The 15,306-nt window shown below is 64.8% G+C and carries 13 protein-coding genes and 3 tRNA genes; 8 read left to right on the plus strand and 8 right to left on the minus strand.

All coding sequences use genetic code 11. The annotated features are described in order from the left end of the window. From pyrD to G3N99_RS20355, 3 genes are all read left to right on the plus strand, one after another. The coding region (gene pyrD / locus G3N99_RS20345; protein WP_206123302.1) for a dihydroorotate dehydrogenase (quinone) at nt 1–623 on the plus strand (623 nt) is incomplete at its 5' end. Between the two features lie 100 nt (nt 624–723). Then, nucleotides 724–1,518, plus strand: coding sequence for a cystine ABC transporter substrate-binding protein (locus G3N99_RS20350; protein ID WP_089483915.1), 795 nt, complete (start codon nt 724–726; stop codon nt 1,516–1,518). A gap of 122 nt (nt 1,519–1,640) precedes the next feature. Next, nucleotides 1,641–2,333 carry an amino acid ABC transporter permease gene (locus G3N99_RS20355; protein WP_006484207.1) on the plus strand — a complete coding sequence of 231 codons (693 nt, stop codon included), beginning with the start codon at nt 1,641–1,643 and terminating at the stop codon, nt 2,331–2,333. Between the two features lie 52 nt (nt 2,334–2,385). Here G3N99_RS20355 and G3N99_RS20360 read toward each other — a convergent pair whose 3' ends face one another. From G3N99_RS20360 to rnr, 6 genes are all read right to left on the minus strand, one after another. Continuing rightward, nucleotides 2,386–3,372: a Gfo/Idh/MocA family oxidoreductase gene (locus G3N99_RS20360; RefSeq protein ID WP_206123303.1), complete on the minus strand. Its 987-nt coding sequence runs from the start codon at nt 3,370–3,372 to the stop codon at nt 2,386–2,388. Nucleotides 3,373–3,473: 101 nt separating this feature from the next. Next, on the minus strand, nt 3,474–4,190 hold the full coding sequence (locus G3N99_RS20365) for an FCD domain-containing protein (RefSeq protein WP_011351849.1): 717 nt from the start codon (nt 4,188–4,190) through the stop codon (nt 3,474–3,476). Between the two features lie 279 nt (nt 4,191–4,469). Beyond that, a complete protein-coding gene (rpiA, locus tag G3N99_RS20370; RefSeq protein ID WP_174934351.1) occupies nt 4,470–5,165 on the minus strand; it encodes a ribose-5-phosphate isomerase RpiA in 696 nt (231 codons plus the stop codon). A 91-nt stretch (nt 5,166–5,256) separates the two neighbouring features. Then, a complete protein-coding gene (locus G3N99_RS20375; protein WP_174934353.1) occupies nt 5,257–6,129 on the minus strand; it encodes an N-acetylmuramoyl-L-alanine amidase in 873 nt (290 codons plus the stop codon). 97 nt (nt 6,130–6,226) lie between these two features. Beyond that, on the minus strand, nt 6,227–6,970 hold the full coding sequence (gene rlmB, locus G3N99_RS20380) for a 23S rRNA (guanosine(2251)-2'-O)-methyltransferase RlmB (protein WP_011351846.1): 744 nt from the start codon (nt 6,968–6,970) through the stop codon (nt 6,227–6,229). A 151-nt stretch (nt 6,971–7,121) separates the two neighbouring features. Next, nucleotides 7,122–9,602, minus strand: a complete 2,481-nt coding sequence (rnr, locus tag G3N99_RS20385; RefSeq protein ID WP_174934355.1) for a ribonuclease R — start codon at nt 9,600–9,602, stop codon at nt 7,122–7,124. A gap of 249 nt (nt 9,603–9,851) precedes the next feature. Here rnr and G3N99_RS20390 point away from each other — a divergent pair. Further along, nucleotides 9,852–9,938, plus strand: a tRNA-Leu gene (locus G3N99_RS20390). A gap of 68 nt (nt 9,939–10,006) precedes the next feature. On the opposite strand, the gene G3N99_RS20395 is transcribed toward G3N99_RS20390, so the two are convergent. After that, nucleotides 10,007–10,444, minus strand: coding sequence for a MarR family transcriptional regulator (locus G3N99_RS20395; RefSeq protein WP_174935211.1), 438 nt, complete (start codon nt 10,442–10,444; stop codon nt 10,007–10,009). Nucleotides 10,445–10,541: 97 nt separating this feature from the next. Beyond that, complete coding sequence (locus tag G3N99_RS20400) at nt 10,542–12,104, minus strand: DHA2 family efflux MFS transporter permease subunit (protein ID WP_174934363.1); 1,563 nt, start codon at nt 12,102–12,104, stop codon at nt 10,542–10,544. A gap of 360 nt (nt 12,105–12,464) precedes the next feature. Here G3N99_RS20400 and G3N99_RS20405 point away from each other — a divergent pair, with 360 nt between their 5' ends. The 4 genes from G3N99_RS20405 to G3N99_RS20420 all read left to right on the plus strand — a co-directional run. Then, nucleotides 12,465–13,454, plus strand: coding sequence for an aliphatic sulfonate ABC transporter substrate-binding protein (locus tag G3N99_RS20405; RefSeq protein WP_206123304.1), 990 nt, complete (start codon nt 12,465–12,467; stop codon nt 13,452–13,454). A 112-nt stretch (nt 13,455–13,566) separates the two neighbouring features. Continuing rightward, nucleotides 13,567–13,653, plus strand: a tRNA-Leu gene (locus G3N99_RS20410). A 412-nt stretch (nt 13,654–14,065) separates the two neighbouring features. Next, nucleotides 14,066–14,152 (plus strand) — tRNA-Leu (locus G3N99_RS20415). A 369-nt stretch (nt 14,153–14,521) separates the two neighbouring features. Next, nucleotides 14,522–15,306, plus strand: a 785-nt coding sequence (locus tag G3N99_RS20420) for an ROK family protein (RefSeq protein WP_206123305.1), incomplete at its 3' end; no start/stop codon positions are given.

Below are 15,306 nucleotides of genomic sequence, written 5' to 3' on the forward strand. Positions count from 1 at the left end.
TCGGCCTGAACATCGGCAAGAACGCCGATACGCCGATCGAGCGCGCCGCCGAGGACTACCTGTACTGCCTCGAGCGCGTGTACCCGTTCGCAAGCTACGTGACGATCAACATCTCGTCGCCGAACACGAAGAACCTGCGCCAGCTGCAGGGCGCGGGCGAGCTCGACGCGCTGCTCGCCGCGCTGAAGGACAAGCAGCAGCGCCTCGCCGACCTGCACGGCAAGCTCGTGCCGCTCGCGCTGAAGATCGCGCCCGATCTCGACGACGAACAGGTCAAGGAAATCGGCGACACGCTGCTGCGCCACAAGATCGAGGCGGTCATCGCCACCAACACGACGCTGTCGCGCGCGGCCGTCCAGGGCCTGCCGCATGCGGACGAAGCCGGCGGCCTGTCGGGCCGCCCCGTGTTCGACGCGTCGAACGAAGTGATCCGCAAGCTGCACGCCGAAGTCGGCAGCGAAGTGCCGATCATCGGCGTCGGCGGCATTTTCTCGGGCGAGGATGCCCGGGCAAAGCTCGCGGCCGGCGCGGCACTCGTGCAGCTCTATACGGGGTTCATCTACCGTGGCCCCGCGCTCGTCGCGGAATGCGTGAAGGCCGTCGCCCGCGACCGCACCGCGTAATATAGGCATAAACAAACGGTATTTAGTGGTCGATTGCGTTTTTGCTATCATCGACCCCGTTATCAGAATCAATGACCCGGACAGGGCAAGGAAACACACGATGAAGATTGCGCTGCTGAAGAAGCTGCTGGTTGCCGGCCTGATCGGCACGTCGTTCGCTGCCGCCACCGCGCATGCGGCTGACCTCCTCGACCAGGTGAAACAACGCGGCACGCTGCGGGTCGGCCTCGAAGGCACGTTCCCGCCGTTCAACTCGAAGAACCCGCAAGGCGAACTCGTCGGCTTCGACGTCGACATCGCGAAGGCCGTGGCCGCGAAGCTCGGCGTGAAAGCCGAATTCGTGACGACCGAATGGAGCGGCATCATCGCGGGCCTGCAGGCCGGCAAGTTCGACGTGATCGCCAACCAGGTCGGCATCACCGACAAGCGCAAGGAAACGCTCGACTTCTCGCCGGCGTACACGTACTCGTCCGCGCAACTGATCCAGCGCAACGACGACACGCGCCAGTTCAAGTCGCTTGAAGACCTGAAAGGCAAGAAGCTCGGCGTCGCGCTCGGCACGAACTACATGGACATGGCGAAGTCGGTGCCGGGCATCGACGTGAAGACGTACCCGGGCGCCCCCGAGTACCTGCGCGATCTCGCGGCCGGCCGTCTCGATGCGGCGCTCAACGACCGCCTGATGCTCGCGTACCTGACGAAGAATTCGCAGTTGCCGCTGCGCCCGGGCGCGAACGTCGGCTCGGCGAACCCGTCGGGCATCCCGTTCAAGAAGGGCAACCCGAAGTTCCAGAAGGCGATCGACGACGCGATGGTGCAACTCGAAGCCGACGGCACCTTCACGAAGATCTCGGACAAATGGTTCGGCATCGACGTGACGAAGCCGATCAAGTAAGCACGCCTGCATTTCCCGCCTGACGGCGGGCCGGAAAGGGCGGCATCCGTAACGATGCCGCCCTTTGTTTTATTCGTCCGGTTTATGATTGCGCTTTCGCGCACACATTCGATTCGTATTCCATGTCGACAACGTCCCTGCTCGTCCAATCGCTGCCGGTGCTCGCCCAGGGCGCCGTTCTGACCGTCAAGTTCGCCGTGCTGTCGATGGTGTTCGGCCTGCTCGGCGCCGTCGTGCTCGCGATGATGGGCATCCGGCAAAGCGAAGCGCTCGACGGCTTCGAACGCATCTGGGTCAACGCGCTCGCGTGGCTGGCACGCGCGTACGTGAGCCTGATGCGCGGCACGCCGCTGCTCGTGCAGATCTTCGTCATCTATTACGGGCTGCCGAGCCTCGGCATCTCGCTCGACCCGACGCCCGCCGGCGTCATCGCGCTGTCCGCGAACGTCGCCGCCTACATGTCGGAAAGCATGCGCGGCGCGATCAACGGGATCGCGCGCGGCCAGTGGCTCGCCGCGTACAGCCTCGGGTTGTCGTGGGGGCAGACGCTGCGCTACGTGATCGGCCCGCAGGCGCTGCGCATCGCGGTGCCGAGCCTGTCGAACAGCCTGATCAGCCTGATCAAGGACACGTCGCTCGTATCCGTGATCACCGTGACCGAACTGCTGCGCAGCGCGCAGGAAGTGATCGCGGCGACCTATCAGCCGCTGCCGCTCTATCTCGCCGCCGCGGCCGTGTACTGGATCCTGTGCCAGATTCTCGAATGGGTGCAGCGCTGGTACGAAAAGCGCCTGTCGCTGCCGTCGCGGCACTGAGCGCACGCCGTTCGCCGGGCCGCTCGCGCGTGCCCGGCACCCCGCTTCCCGCTTACTCCCCCGAATAACGCACGCCGAGCGCCGCTCGCGCGGCATCGGTCATCGCGATCATCTGCCGCGAATGGTCGTGCGTCATGATCGGACTTTCGGTCTTGCCCGCGCGCAGCAGGTCGCAGAAATGCGCGGTCTCGTAGTTCAGCCCGCCGCCGTCGACCGGCGCATCGAGTTCGACGGTGCGCCCGTCCGCATAGCGAATCGTCGCACGTGCGGGGTTCCACCACTTCTCGTGAATCGTCACGTGGCCGCCGGCCGCAGCGATCAGCGCGTCGCCACGCCCCATCACGTCGAGCCCGCAAAAGAGCTGCGCGATCCCGCCGTTCGCGTGCACGCTGTTCAGGCTGGCGAACAGATCGACACCCGTAGCACCGACACGGCCGAGCGTCTGCACGTCGCGCGCCGCGCCGAGCCAGTCGACCGCGAGAAACGCCTCGTAGATCCCGATATCGAGCAGCGCGCCGCCCGCGCGATCGAGGCGATAGACGGCATGGTCGTCCGGGACCGACGACGACGCGCACCCTGCCCGCACGAGCCGGATCTCGCCAATCGGATCGTCACGCAGATGCGCGCGCAACTGACGATACAGCGGAAAGAACGGCGGCTTCATCGCCTCCATGAAAAGCTGCCCGGCGTCGCGTGCCGCACGCAGCACGGTGTCGAGCTGCGCCGCGTTCAGCGTCGCGGGCTTTTCGCACAGCACGGCCTTGCCGGCAGCAAGCGCGGCCAGCGTGTACTGCGCATGACTGTCATGGAGCGTCGCGATGTAAACCGCGTCGATGTCGCTCGCAAGGAGTGCTTCGAGACTCGCGGCCGGCGTACCGCCGTGCGTTTCGCAAAAGGCTGCCGCGGCATCGGTGCGGCGGGCCCAGGCACCGGCGAGCGTGGCGCCCGGCACGTGAGCGAGGCTTTGCGCGAAGCGGCGCGCAATGCTGCCTGCACCGACGATGCCGAAGCGCACCGGGCGATGGTCGTTGTCGTTCATCCTGATCTTCCGTGTCGGTCGTATGACGATGGCCGGCACGCTGCCGGCCGGTCGTCATGATAAACGGCCCGGCGGCACACGGATGAGCGACACGCACAGCGTCAGGCGCGCATGGGTACGTCGACGGAGAAATCGCGCGAAATCTCGTCGGCGCTGAAATCGATCAGCGCGAGCGAAGCGGCTTCGGCTTCGCGCGGATCGCGACGCTCGATCGCGTCGACCACCCGCGCATGCGCCTTCACCACGATCTCGTGCGCACCTTCCTTCTGCACGACACGCGGATTCACGAGACGCACCGCACCGCGCACGATCGCCGCCATCTGCTGGAAAAACTGGTTGCCGCTCGCCTGAACGATCCGCGTGTGCAGCAACTCGTCCGCCGTGTCGTAGCCGGGGTCGCCCGGCTGCAGCACCTTGAACGCATCGAACGCTTCGCGGATGCCCGCGATGTCGGCAGCCGTTGCACGCACGGCCGCCTGCGCGGTTGCGCGCGGTTCGATCAGCATCCGGAATTCGATGACGTCGCGCATGAACTGCGGATCGGGTTTCGCCCGGAACCGCCAGCTCACCACGTCTTCATCGATCATCCGCCAGTCGCGCATCGGCCGCACGCGCGTGCCGACTTTCGGCCGCACGTCCAGCATGTCGCGCGCAAGCAACATCGATAGCGCTTCCCGCATCACGGTGCGACTCACATCGAACTCTTTCGACAGCACGTCCTGCGGCGGCAAGATGCCGCCGTACTTGTCCTCGACGATACCCGAGACAAGCCCATCCATCACTTTGGCGACCAGTGACCGGTCTTTGCCCTGCTCCATGACACCTCCCCGTGCGTCGATTTGCGAACACCTGCTCCGCAGTTCCGCCGGCCCTGGTTACGACTGTTCTTATGATCTATAAGTTGATGAGTTCGAGGATATTTCGCTATCTGGTAAACACCTGACAGGGTTATCCCTCTTTTTGACGGGGTGATTTATACGGCTAAAAATAAGGCCCGGGAAGCGCATTGCGCCTACCGGGCCCCGATTTCCACAAGATTTAAACATTCAGTCCATTACGACATATGACATGTCATTACGGACTGCTTGTCATATCTTTCAATTAGCCGAATAAACGATCGTTTCAACGCCGTTTTCCGTGCCGAGCAAGCACAGATTCGCGCCGCGCTCGGCGAACAGACCGACCGTCACGACGCCCGGCCATGCGTTCACCTGCGCTTCGAAACCACGCGGATCGGTGATCTGCAGCCCCTTCACGTCGATGATCTCGTTGCCGTTGTCGGTGATGTATGGCGCACCGTCCTTCGTCACGCGCAGCACCGGCACGCCGCCGAGGGCGGTCACGCGCCGGCCGATCGCCGTGCGCGCCATCGGCACGACTTCGATCGGCAGCGGGAACGCGCCGAGCACCGGCACGCGCTTGCTGGCGTCCGCGATGCAGACGAACGTATCGGCCACCGACGCGACGATCTTCTCGCGCGTCAGCGCGCCGCCACCGCCCTTGATCATCGCGCCGCTCGCGTCGATCTCGTCGGCGCCATCGACGTACACCTGCAGCGAGTCGACCTCGTTCAGGTCGAACACCTTGATGCCGTGCGACTTCAGGCGCTCGGTCGTGGCGACGGAGCTCGACACGGCGCCGCGATAGCGCGCCTTGACGACGGCGAGCGCGTCGATGAAGCAGTTGGCGGTCGAGCCTGTGCCGACGCCGATCACGGCGCCTTCCGGCACGTTCTGGATCACGTAGTCAGCGGCGGCCTGGCCGACGAGGCGTTTGAGTTCGTCTTGAGTCATGGAGTGGTAATGCTGCGGGATTGCGGAAAACCGCCAGTTTACCGGACTCGGATGACGGTCCGCGTTTTTCGGCGTGCCGTGCGCTGTCGATTCAGGGCGCGCCCGCCGCGGGCGCGTTGTCCGCCGGTTGCGTACCGGGGAAGTACTTGTCGAGCAACGCCTGCGCGATTGCGTCGGTTTCGGCGTCCGGGTTGCCCGCATAGTCGGACGGCCTGAAATGCATCTGGAACGCCGCGAACACGCGTCGCGTGCGTGCGTCGAGCACGCCATCGGTCGCCACGTCGTAGCCGTAGCGCGCGAGCTTGAGCTGCAGTTCGCGCACGTCGACCAGCACATGCGGATCACGACCGCCGAGCCGCGTAGTCACGGTCGCATCGTCCGGCCACGCACCGACGCCGGCCTGGGCCAGTGCACGCCACGGAAACAGCGGCCCCGGATCGATCTTGCGTTGCGGCGCGATGTCGCTGTGCCCGACCACGCGCGTCGGCGGAATCCCGTAGCGCGCGACGATGTCCTTCGACAGCCGGGTCAGCGCCGCGACCTGTTCGGGCGGATAAGGCTGCCAGGTGCGGTTTTGCGGATCGAGCGGCCCGCGGTTCACGTTCTCGATGCCGATCGACACCGCGTTCAGCTCGGTCGTCCCCTGCCACTCGCTGACGCCCGCGTGCCATGCGCGCTTCGATTCCGGAACGAGCTGGTAGACGACCGGCATCCCGCGCTCGATGCGCGGCTGCGGCGGGATGACGTAATGCACACTGACCGAATCGCCCGTCAACGTGCGCAGCGATTTCGCCTCGTCGCTTTCGGTGTAATGCATCACGAGAAAGCGGACCCGCGAATCGGCGCCGCGCGCATGCAGGCTCGTGTCGGCGTAGTAGGTGCCGCGTTCGACGAGCGACGGCGACGTGCAGGCGGCCAGCAGGCACAGCACGGCGCAGGATGCACCAACGCGTAACAGGGTCATCGGTCGCGAACTCCGGAGAGCCGCGTGCCGCATCGGATCGCGGCACGCGTCGTTCGGGTCATTCGAGGCCCGCGCAGGGCGCGCGGGACGGGCTGCGTCAGCCCTTCACGCGCCGCTGGCGCACGGCTTCGTACAGGCACACGCCGCTTGCGACCGATACGTTCAGGCTTTCCACGCTGCCGGCCATCGGAATGCTCATCACTTCGTCGCAGGTGTCGCGCGTCAGCCGGCGCATGCCTTCGCCTTCCGCGCCCATCACGAGCGCGACGGGGCCGTCGAGCTTCGTTTCGTAGAGCGTTGCCGATGCCTCGTCCGATGTGCCGATGATCCACACGCCGGCCTCCTTCAGCTCGCGCAGCGCGCGGGCGAGGTTCGTCACCGTGATGTACGGCACCGTATCGGCCGCGCCGCTCGCGACCTTGGCCGCGGTTGCGTTCAGGCCGACCGCCCGGTCGCGCGGCGCGATCACCGCGTGTGCGCCAGCCGAATCGGCGACACGCAGGCACGCGCCGAGGTTGTGCGGATCGGTGACACCGTCGAGCACCAGCAGCAGCGCCGGGCCCTGGATGCCGTCGAGCAGCTCCGACAGGTTCTGCGCGAGCGGGATGTCCTCGACACGCGCGACGACGCCCTGGTGACGCTCGGTATGCGCGAGGCCCCACAGGCGCGTTTCGTCGGCCGCGATCAGCCGCACGCCCGCTTCCTTCGCGGTGTGCAGGAAGTCCTGCATCCGGCGGTCACGGCGCGTCTGGTCGTACAGCACCTCCGCAACCGTCGATGCATCGTGCCGCAAACGTGCGGTCACCGCATGAAAACCGTAAAGAACCTTCAGACGTGACATGACTGGAACAACCTTCGATCAAACGTGCGGCCGCGCGACGCGCGCAGCCACGATCCATGGAAAAGGAAAGCGCCGCGTTGCCGGCTGATGACCGGTAACGCGGCGTCTCTCGATACTGCAGGGCGGTCACTGGCGCCGCCCCGAACGCTCATCAATACTTCTTGCGGGCGCGTGTCTTCTTTGCGGTCGGCTTCGCCGCCGCACCGCCACCGCTGCCGCCCTTCTTCTTCGCGGCGGCACGCGCGGCGCGCGCTTCATTCACCGCGACGCTCGGCGCGCTCGCAGCCTTCTTGCGGCGCGGCGCGGGCTCTTCCGCCTGCGGCAGCGCACGTACGCGCGGGCCATTGCCGCGGTCGACAACGCCACCCGCGGAGGCCGGCGCGGGCGACGGACGCGGCGCCTTCACCGGCGTATCGCGCACGAGGCGGAAGTCGATCTTGCGTGCATCGAGATCGACGCGGCTCACCTGCACGCGCACGCGATCCGACAGGCGATAGCGGATGCCCGTGCGTTCGCCGCGCAGCTCGTTCTTGATCTCGTCGTACTGGAAGTAGTCCGAGCCGAGTTCCGTGACGTGCACGAGCCCTTCGATGAAGAGCGTGTCGAGTTGCACGAAGATGCCGAACGACGTGACGCCGTTCACCATCCCGCCGTACTCCTCGCCAAGCTTGTCGCGCATGAAGTAGCACTTGAGCCAGGCTTCGACATCGCGCGATGCTTCATCCGCACGGCGCTCGTTCGCCGAGCAGTGCAGGCCGAGCTCTTCCCAGATCGCCGTGTTCGAACGCGAGCGGCCGCGCGATTCGTCGTCGGCCTGCTGCATCGCGCGGGCGCGCGGCGACAGCGCGGTGTTCAGCTCGAAACCGTCCGGCGCCTTCGGCGCGTACTTCTTGCCGGACAGGATCGCGTAGATCGCGCGGTGCGTGAGCAGGTCCGGATAACGGCGGATCGGGCTCGTGAAGTGCGCGTACGCCTCGTAGGCCAGGCCGAAGTGACCGATGTTGTCCGGGCTGTAGACGGCCTGCTGCATCGAGCGCAGCAGCATCGGCTGCAGCATCTGTGCGTCGGGCCGGTCGCGGATCTGCGCCATCAGCGCCGCGTAGTCGCTCGCATGCGGCTTGTCGCCGCCGCCGAGCGACAGGCCCATGCCGCGCAGGAACGCGCGCAGGTTCTCGAGCTTCTCAGGCGTCGGCCCCGCGTGCACGCGGTACAGGCCCGGATGCTTGTTGCGCTTCAGGAAATCGGCCGCGCAGACGTTCGCGGCCAGCATGCATTCCTCGATCAGCTTGTGCGCATCGTTACGCTGGCGCGGCACGATCTGCTCGATCTTGCCCTGCGAGTTGCAGACAATGTAGGTCTCGGTCGTGTCGAAGTCGATCGCGCCACGCTTCTGCCGCGCGGCGAACAGCGACTTGTAGACGCCGTACAGATCCTGCAGGTGCGGCAGCAGGTCCGCGCGGCGCGCAGCCTCCGGCCCCTTCGTGTTCGACAGGACAGCGGCGACTTCGGTGTACGTGAGACGCGCAGCCGAATGGATGACGGCCGGGTAGAACTGGTACGCCTTGATCTCGCCGCGCGCGGTGATCACCATGTCGCACGCGAGCACGCAGCGGTCGACCTGCGGATTCAGCGAGCACAGGCCGTTCGACAGCTTCTCCGGCAGCATCGGAATCACGCGGCGCGGGAAATAGACCGACGTGCTGCGCTCGAGCGCGTCGGCGTCGAGCCCGCTGCCCGGCTGTACGTAGTGCGACACGTCGGCAATCGCGACGATCAGGCGGTAGCCGTCGCCGCGGCCAACCTTGACCGGCTCGCAGTAGACGGCGTCGTCGAAGTCGCGGGCGTCCTCGCCGTCGATCGTCACGAGCGGCACGTCGCGCAGGTCGACGCGGAAACGCAAGTCGGTCGGCCGCACCTTGTCGGGCAGCGCGGCGGCTTCGTCGAGCGCCGGCTGGCTGAATTCGTGCGGCACGCCGTACTTGCGCACCGCGATTTCGATTTCCATGCCCGGATCGTCGATGTCGCCGAGTACCTCGACCACACGGCCGAGCGGCTGCGAATGGCGGCTCGGGAAATCGGTCAGCTCGACGACGACGACCTGCCCGACCTTCGCCTTCTTCACGTTCTGCGTGATCAGGATGTCATGGCCGATGCGCTTGTCTTCCGGTGCGACGATCAGCGCGCCGTTCTCGTTGAGCAGGCGGCCGATCACGCGCTTGTTCGCGCGCTCGGTGACTTCGACGACATGCCCCTCCGGGCGGCCGCGGCGATCGTAGCCGACGATCCGCGCGAGCACGCGATCGTTGTGCATCACCTTCTGCATTTCGCCGTTCGGCAAAAACAGGTCGTCCTGGCCGTCGTCGCGGATCACGAACCCGTAGCCGTCGCGATGCCCCTGCACGCGCCCGGCGACGAAGTTCGACGGATGGGTCAACTGGTAGTGGCCGCGCTTGTCGAGGCGGATCTGGCCGTCGCGTTCCATCGCGGCGACACGCCGGAAGAACCCCTCGCGCTCCTGACGCTTGATCGACAGTGCTTCGGCGATGTCGTTGGCGGCCAGCGGCGCGTCGCTCGTACGCAGCACGCCGAGAATTTCTTCACGGCTCGGAATGGGGTACGGATATTTGCTCAAGGGTTTGTCGATGGTTGTTCTCGTTGCGTTGATTGATGGTGCACGGCATCAACATAGAGGTGTCCTTCAGACAGTTCTATATTGACGGCGGCGGGTCATTCTATCACCCGCCTGTGTCGCCAAATGACCGGAATGCCGCCAGCAGGCGCGGCGGAGCCTGGTTTGCGATGCATCGCAAAAAAGTGTTGACACGAATAATTGGGGCGCTATAATTTCGCTTCTTTGCAGCAAGCAGCTACTGCAAAACGTGCCCAGGTGGCGGAATTGGTAGACGCACTAGGTTCAGGTCCTAGCGGTGGCAACATCGTGGAGGTTCGAGTCCTCTCCTGGGCACCATCTGTTTTTGAAAAGGTCGGCTTTTAGCCGGCCTTTTTCATTTCTGGCGCCAAGGAACAGCGCCCGGCTTACTCGCCGATGAACTTGTGCAGCAGCCGTGACAGTTCGTCGAACTCGGCCTTCGAAAATTTCCGCAAGCGGGCGTTGAGCACCTTCGGCGCGATCTCCGGAATCTGCACGGCCACCGCCTGCCCCGCTTCGGTCAGCACGAGGTTCACCACCCGTCGATCGCTCACGCTGCGCGACCGCTCGACGAGCCCCTTGCCCTCCAGTTTGTCGAGCACGCGCGTCATCAGCCCGGTGTCGACGCCGAGCAGCTTCGACAATTCGAAAGGCGTCGCCGCGCTGCCGGTGCGCAGAGACAGCAGAACGCCCATTTGCTGCGCCGTGATATCGAGATCCTTCAACGCCGCATCCATCTCGGACGTGATCAGATTGCGCGCCTTCACGAGCATGAACCCCACGCTTTCGGTGTGCAGGAAATTCTTCGGCGTGTAGTGTTCCATCGTGCTCGCTGAGTCGCAATTTATTGACCCACACAATAATTGCGACATCACGATTTTTCAAGACACGCGGAATCCCGCGCACGCCGCCCGCACCGGCTCAATGCCCGCCGGCGGCCGCAGCCCCGGCTGCCACACCCCGGCCCGGCTTCGTCACCCAGACCAGCGGGATGATCAGCACGAAGATCACCGACGACAACCAGAACACATCGTTCAGCCCCAGCATCGTCGCCTGCGCATTCAGCGTCGCCTCGAGGAACGTCAGCGCCTTCGGCGTACCGGCATCCAGCGCACTCTGCACACTGGAAAGCGCACTCGCGAAGATCGGGTTGTTCACGCTGCCCTGCTCGGCCAGTTGCGCGTGATGCAGGATCGTGCGGTCGTTCCACGCGGTGCTCGCGAGCGACGTGCCGACCGCACCCATGAACACCCGCGCGAAATTGGACAGGCCCGCGGCCGCCGGGATGCGCTCGGGCGGCAGTCCCGACAGGATGATCGACGTAAGCGGCGTCATGAAGAACGCCGTGGGGATCCCTTGCAGCAACGTGGGCACGACAAGCGTCCACGTATCGACGCCCGTCGTATAGCGCGAGCGCATGAAAAACACACCGGCAAACCCGAGAAAGGCGAGCGTGACGAGCACGCGCATATCCGATTTCGGCATTACCTTGCCGACCACCGGCGCGAGGATCACCGCGAAGATGCCGAGCGGTGCAGTCACGAGGCCGGCATTGATGACCGGGTAGCCGAGTGAACCCTGGATCCATTGCGGCAGGATCACGAGATTGGCGAAAAATACTGCAAACGCAATCGAAATGGCCACCGTCCCGCCGAGAAAATTTCGTTGTGCAAACAGCCTGACATCGACGATCGGGCGCGCCTCGGTCAACTCCCAGATCAGGAAGAACACGAAGCCGACCACCGCTACGATGGTCAGGATCCAGATCGTCGACGAATTGAACCAGTCGAGATCCTTGCCCTTGTCGAGCATCACCTGCAGCGCGGCCACCCACACGACCAGCGCAATCAGCCCGACCTTGTCGATCGGCAGCTTGCTGGTTGGCGTCTCGCGGTTGCGATAGAGCGCCCAGATCACGGCAGCGGCGAACAACCCGACCGGCACATTGATATAGAAGATCCACGACCAGCTGTAGTTGTCCGTGATCCAGCCGCCGAGCGCGGGGCCGGCAATCGGCCCGACGGTCGCCGTCATCCCCCACAGCGCCAGCGCGCTCGAACTCTTCTCCTTCGGGAACGAAGCCAGCAGCAACGCCTGCGACAGCGGCACGAGCGGCCCGGCCACCGCACCCTGGACGATCCGTGCCGCGAGGAGCGTGGTGAGGTTGGGCGCAATCCCGCACGCGGCCGACGACAGCACGAACAACAGGATGGCCCAGACGAACAGCTTCACCTGCCCGACCCGCTGCGTCAGCCAGCCGGTCAGCGGGATCGACACCGCGTTGGCCGCGGAAAACAGCGTGATGACCCACGTGCCCTCGTCGGTAGACACACCCAGATTGCCGGAAATGGTTGGAATCGCGACGTTGGCGATCGACGAATCGAGAACGTTCATGAACGTGGCGAGCGCCACGGCGAGCGTGCCCAGCGCGAAGCGGGCGCCGGTCAGGGGCGCCGGCGTACCCGGCGTTTCGGACGGCTTCATCGGATGTCCTTCTGATCGGGCGCCAAACAGCAGCTTCGGCGCCGGACAAAACTATCTGACAAGTCAGATAAATAACGGAAAAAAAGCGATCGGCGCGACGCACGGGAGCTACCCGCATCAACACCAATCGCTGACTCTGAGTTTTCTGCAACGACTATATTTGACTATGCAATCAAATGCAAGCGGGAGGCATCGATCGCCCACCCACACATGTATGGGCGCACCGCGATTCCGTGCGCCCCGCTCTTATGCCCGTCAGCCGGATCGATAGCAGAATTTATCGGTTATCGTCCGCCTGCCCCGTTGGTACGTTAGCCGGCTCGCTTCAATGCAACGAACCAGACACGAGGAGCACAACCCATGACGTCGATGAACCGCCGCGCATTTGCGCGCGTGATGCTGGCCGCCGGCCTGACTGCCGCCGGCGTCCGAACGCACGCCGAGAACGCACCCGATGTACTGCGCATCGGCTACCAGAAGTCGTCGACACTCATCACACTGCTCAAGACGCGCGGCGCGCTCAAGCAGGCACTGGCGCCGCTCGGCCTGCGCGTGTCGTGGCATGAATTCGCAAGCGGCTTGCCGCTGACCGAAGCGCTCAACGTCGGCGCCGTCGATTTCAGTGCCGACGTGGCCGATACGGTTCCGGTCTTCGCGCAAGCCGCACGTGCGCGTTTCGTGTACGTCGCGCAGGAGGCGCCTTCGCCGAAGGCACAGTCGATCGTCGTCAAGCAGGACAGCGCGCTGCGCACGCTCGCCGATCTCAAGGGCACGCGCATTGCGGTCACGAAGGCGGCCGGCAGCCATTACCTGCTGCTTGCCGCGCTCGCGCGCGCGAAGCTCGGGCCGGCCGATGCGGCGATCCACTACCTGACGCCCGCGGATGGCCGCGCGGCGTTCGAGCGTGGCAGCGTGGACGCCTGGATCACGTGGGATCCCTATGTTGCGTCGGTCGACCGGAATCCCGACGTGCGGATTCTGGCCGACGGCAACGGACTCGCGTCGTACCAGCGCTACTACCTCGCATCCAGCAGTTTCGCCGCCACGCGGCCCGATGTCGTCCAGACCCTGTTCGATCAGTTGTCGCAAGCCGGCACGTGGCTGCGCGACCACCCGCAGGAGGCTGCGAATACACTCGCGCCGATCTGGGGGCTCGACGCGGCGACGATCGCGCGCGCGAACGCGCGGCGCAGTTATGTCGTTCGCGCGGTGGTCGCGCAAAACTTCGGCGAACAGCAGAAGATCGCCGACACGTTCCTCGCAGCCGGGCTACTGCCTGCCCGCGTCGACACGAGCCAGGCGCAGCGCTGGAATTTCATCGCGAAACGCGCTGATCCGGTCGGCACGTGAGAATCCATCGCGCAAGGGGCAATATTTTTATCGCCTTGAGTGAAATTGTGTTGACAGACTCCGCCGACACGCTAGAATAGCGGTCTTCGCACTGCAGTAATAAGCGAAACGTGCCCAGGTGGCGGAATTGGTAGACGCACTAGGTTCAGGTCCTAGCGGTGGCAACATCGTGGAGGTTCGAGTCCTCTCCTGGGCACCATCTGTTTTCTAAAAAGGTCGGCTTCTAGCCGGCCTTTTTCATTTCTAGCGCCGAAAACAAAGCGCCTGCGCGGTTTGCGCGACGCCTCGAACAGCCGAGCTTGCAAGTGAGGTCGGAGCGCGCATGTGTGACCAAGCCCCCCCCTCCCTCCTGACCTCCATCTGCTTTCCAAAGCGATCGGTTCGCAGTCGCCCTCTTTTCATTCCCGACCGCGGAATTGATGCGCCCGCGCGCTCAACCGGAATCACACATTCGCCGATGCGCATCGGCCACCTCGGCGCTTGCGCACCCCGTTCGCTACCCCGAGCAAGCCCGCCGAATTATTTTCGTTCGCGACCTCAAATCCAGTTGACAGCCTCGCAATACGCGCTATAATTTCGCTTCTTTGCAGCAAGCAGCTACTGCAAAACGTGCCCAGGTGGCGGAATTGGTAGACGCACTAGGTTCAGGTCCTAGCGGTGGCAACATCGTGGAGGTTCGAGTCCTCTCCTGGGCACCATCTGTTTTTGAAAAGGTCGGCTTCTAGCCGGCCTTTTTTCATTTCCGGATCCGGAAACACCCCTCTTCATCTCCGAGCGCAAACGAGTCGCTTCGGTTTGCGCGGCCAGCACCAGTGAACCGTGACGGCATACGGTAAATCCGGCAGCAACCCGTTGCCCAGGGTTCGGATCACCCCGCAAGCCATCCCGAATCTGACTTTCTCGATCCCCGCGTTCCACCCCCGATTCCGGACACCCCGCACCAGCATCCCCGCCTCCACCCCAAACCGGGATTTCCCTAGGCTGACATGCCGACGCTCACGCGGTTAAATAAATCAACGTGATTTATTTAATGCGCCACCGAACGGCGCGCCATGGAAGGAGACGCCATGAGAAGCCCGCACTTCGGCCAGGGAAGCAATTCGGCCAACGTGCGCCGTTACAACGAGCGCCTGCTGCTGAAGACGCTGCGCCGCGCAGGCAGCGCGTCGAAGGCCGACCTCGCCCGCCTTGCGAACATGACGGGAACGGCAGTCGGCAGCATCATCGGGTCACTCGCCGATGCGAAGCTGATCGAATTCGCGGGCCGCACCGAAGGCCAGCGCGGCCAGCCGGCCTCGCTGATCCGCCTCGACCCGCGCGGCGCGTTCGGCATCGGCGTCCATCTCGACCGGATGCGCATCGAAACGGCGCTCGTCAACTTCGCGGGTGACGTACTCGGCCGCCGCTCGCACGACACGCTGCTGCCGCCGCCCGCCGACGTGCTCGAGATCGTCCGCCACGACATCGACGCAATGCAGGCCCTCCTCCCCGACCACGAGCGTGCGCGACTGACCGGCATCGGCGTCGCACAGCCGTACAACCTCGGCGCGTGGATGCGTGAACTCGGCCTCGCACCCGACACGTTCCGCGCGTGGGAAGACGTGGATTTCGCGGCCGACCTCGGTCGCACGCTGTCGCTGCCCGTCTTCGGCGAAAACGACGGTAACGCAGCCGCGATCGCCGAGCTGTTCTACGGATACGGCCGGCAGTGCGACGACTTCGTCTACCTGTTCATCGGGCCGGCGATCGGCGGCGGCATCGCGATCGATGGCGACTGCCTGCGCGGCGTGACCGGCAATGCGGGCGACATCGCCGTGATTCCCGTGCCGCCTAGCCGGCTGGCTTCCGCGCC

Origin of the sequence: Burkholderia sp. Ac-20392 (assembly GCF_017104585.1) — a bacterium.
GTDB lineage: Bacteria > Pseudomonadota > Gammaproteobacteria > Burkholderiales > Burkholderiaceae > Burkholderia > Burkholderia lata.

Excerpts from the sequence above, each read along its gene's own strand:
- G3N99_RS20350 (WP_089483915.1), top strand. The coding sequence starts at position 724 with ATGAAGATTGCGCTGCTGAAGAAGCTGCTGGTTGCCGGCCTGATCGGC.
- rpiA (WP_174934351.1), bottom strand. The coding sequence starts at position 5,165 with ATGACTCAAGACGAACTCAAACGCCTCGTCGGCCAGGCCGCCGCTGAC.
- G3N99_RS20400 (WP_174934363.1), bottom strand. The coding sequence starts at position 12,104 with ATGAAGCCGTCCGAAACGCCGGGTACGCCGGCGCCCCTGACCGGCGCC.
- G3N99_RS20405 (WP_206123304.1), top strand. The coding sequence starts at position 12,465 with ATGACGTCGATGAACCGCCGCGCATTTGCGCGCGTGATGCTGGCCGCC.
- rlmB (WP_011351846.1), bottom strand. The coding sequence starts at position 6,970 with ATGTCACGTCTGAAGGTTCTTTACGGTTTTCATGCGGTGACCGCACGT.
- G3N99_RS20375 (WP_174934353.1), bottom strand. The coding sequence starts at position 6,129 with ATGACCCTGTTACGCGTTGGTGCATCCTGCGCCGTGCTGTGCCTGCTG.
- G3N99_RS20365 (WP_011351849.1), bottom strand. The coding sequence starts at position 4,190 with ATGGAGCAGGGCAAAGACCGGTCACTGGTCGCCAAAGTGATGGATGGG.
- G3N99_RS20395 (WP_174935211.1), bottom strand. The coding sequence starts at position 10,444 with ATGGAACACTACACGCCGAAGAATTTCCTGCACACCGAAAGCGTGGGG.
- G3N99_RS20355 (WP_006484207.1), top strand. The coding sequence starts at position 1,641 with ATGTCGACAACGTCCCTGCTCGTCCAATCGCTGCCGGTGCTCGCCCAG.
- G3N99_RS20360 (WP_206123303.1), bottom strand. The coding sequence starts at position 3,372 with ATGAACGACAACGACCATCGCCCGGTGCGCTTCGGCATCGTCGGTGCA.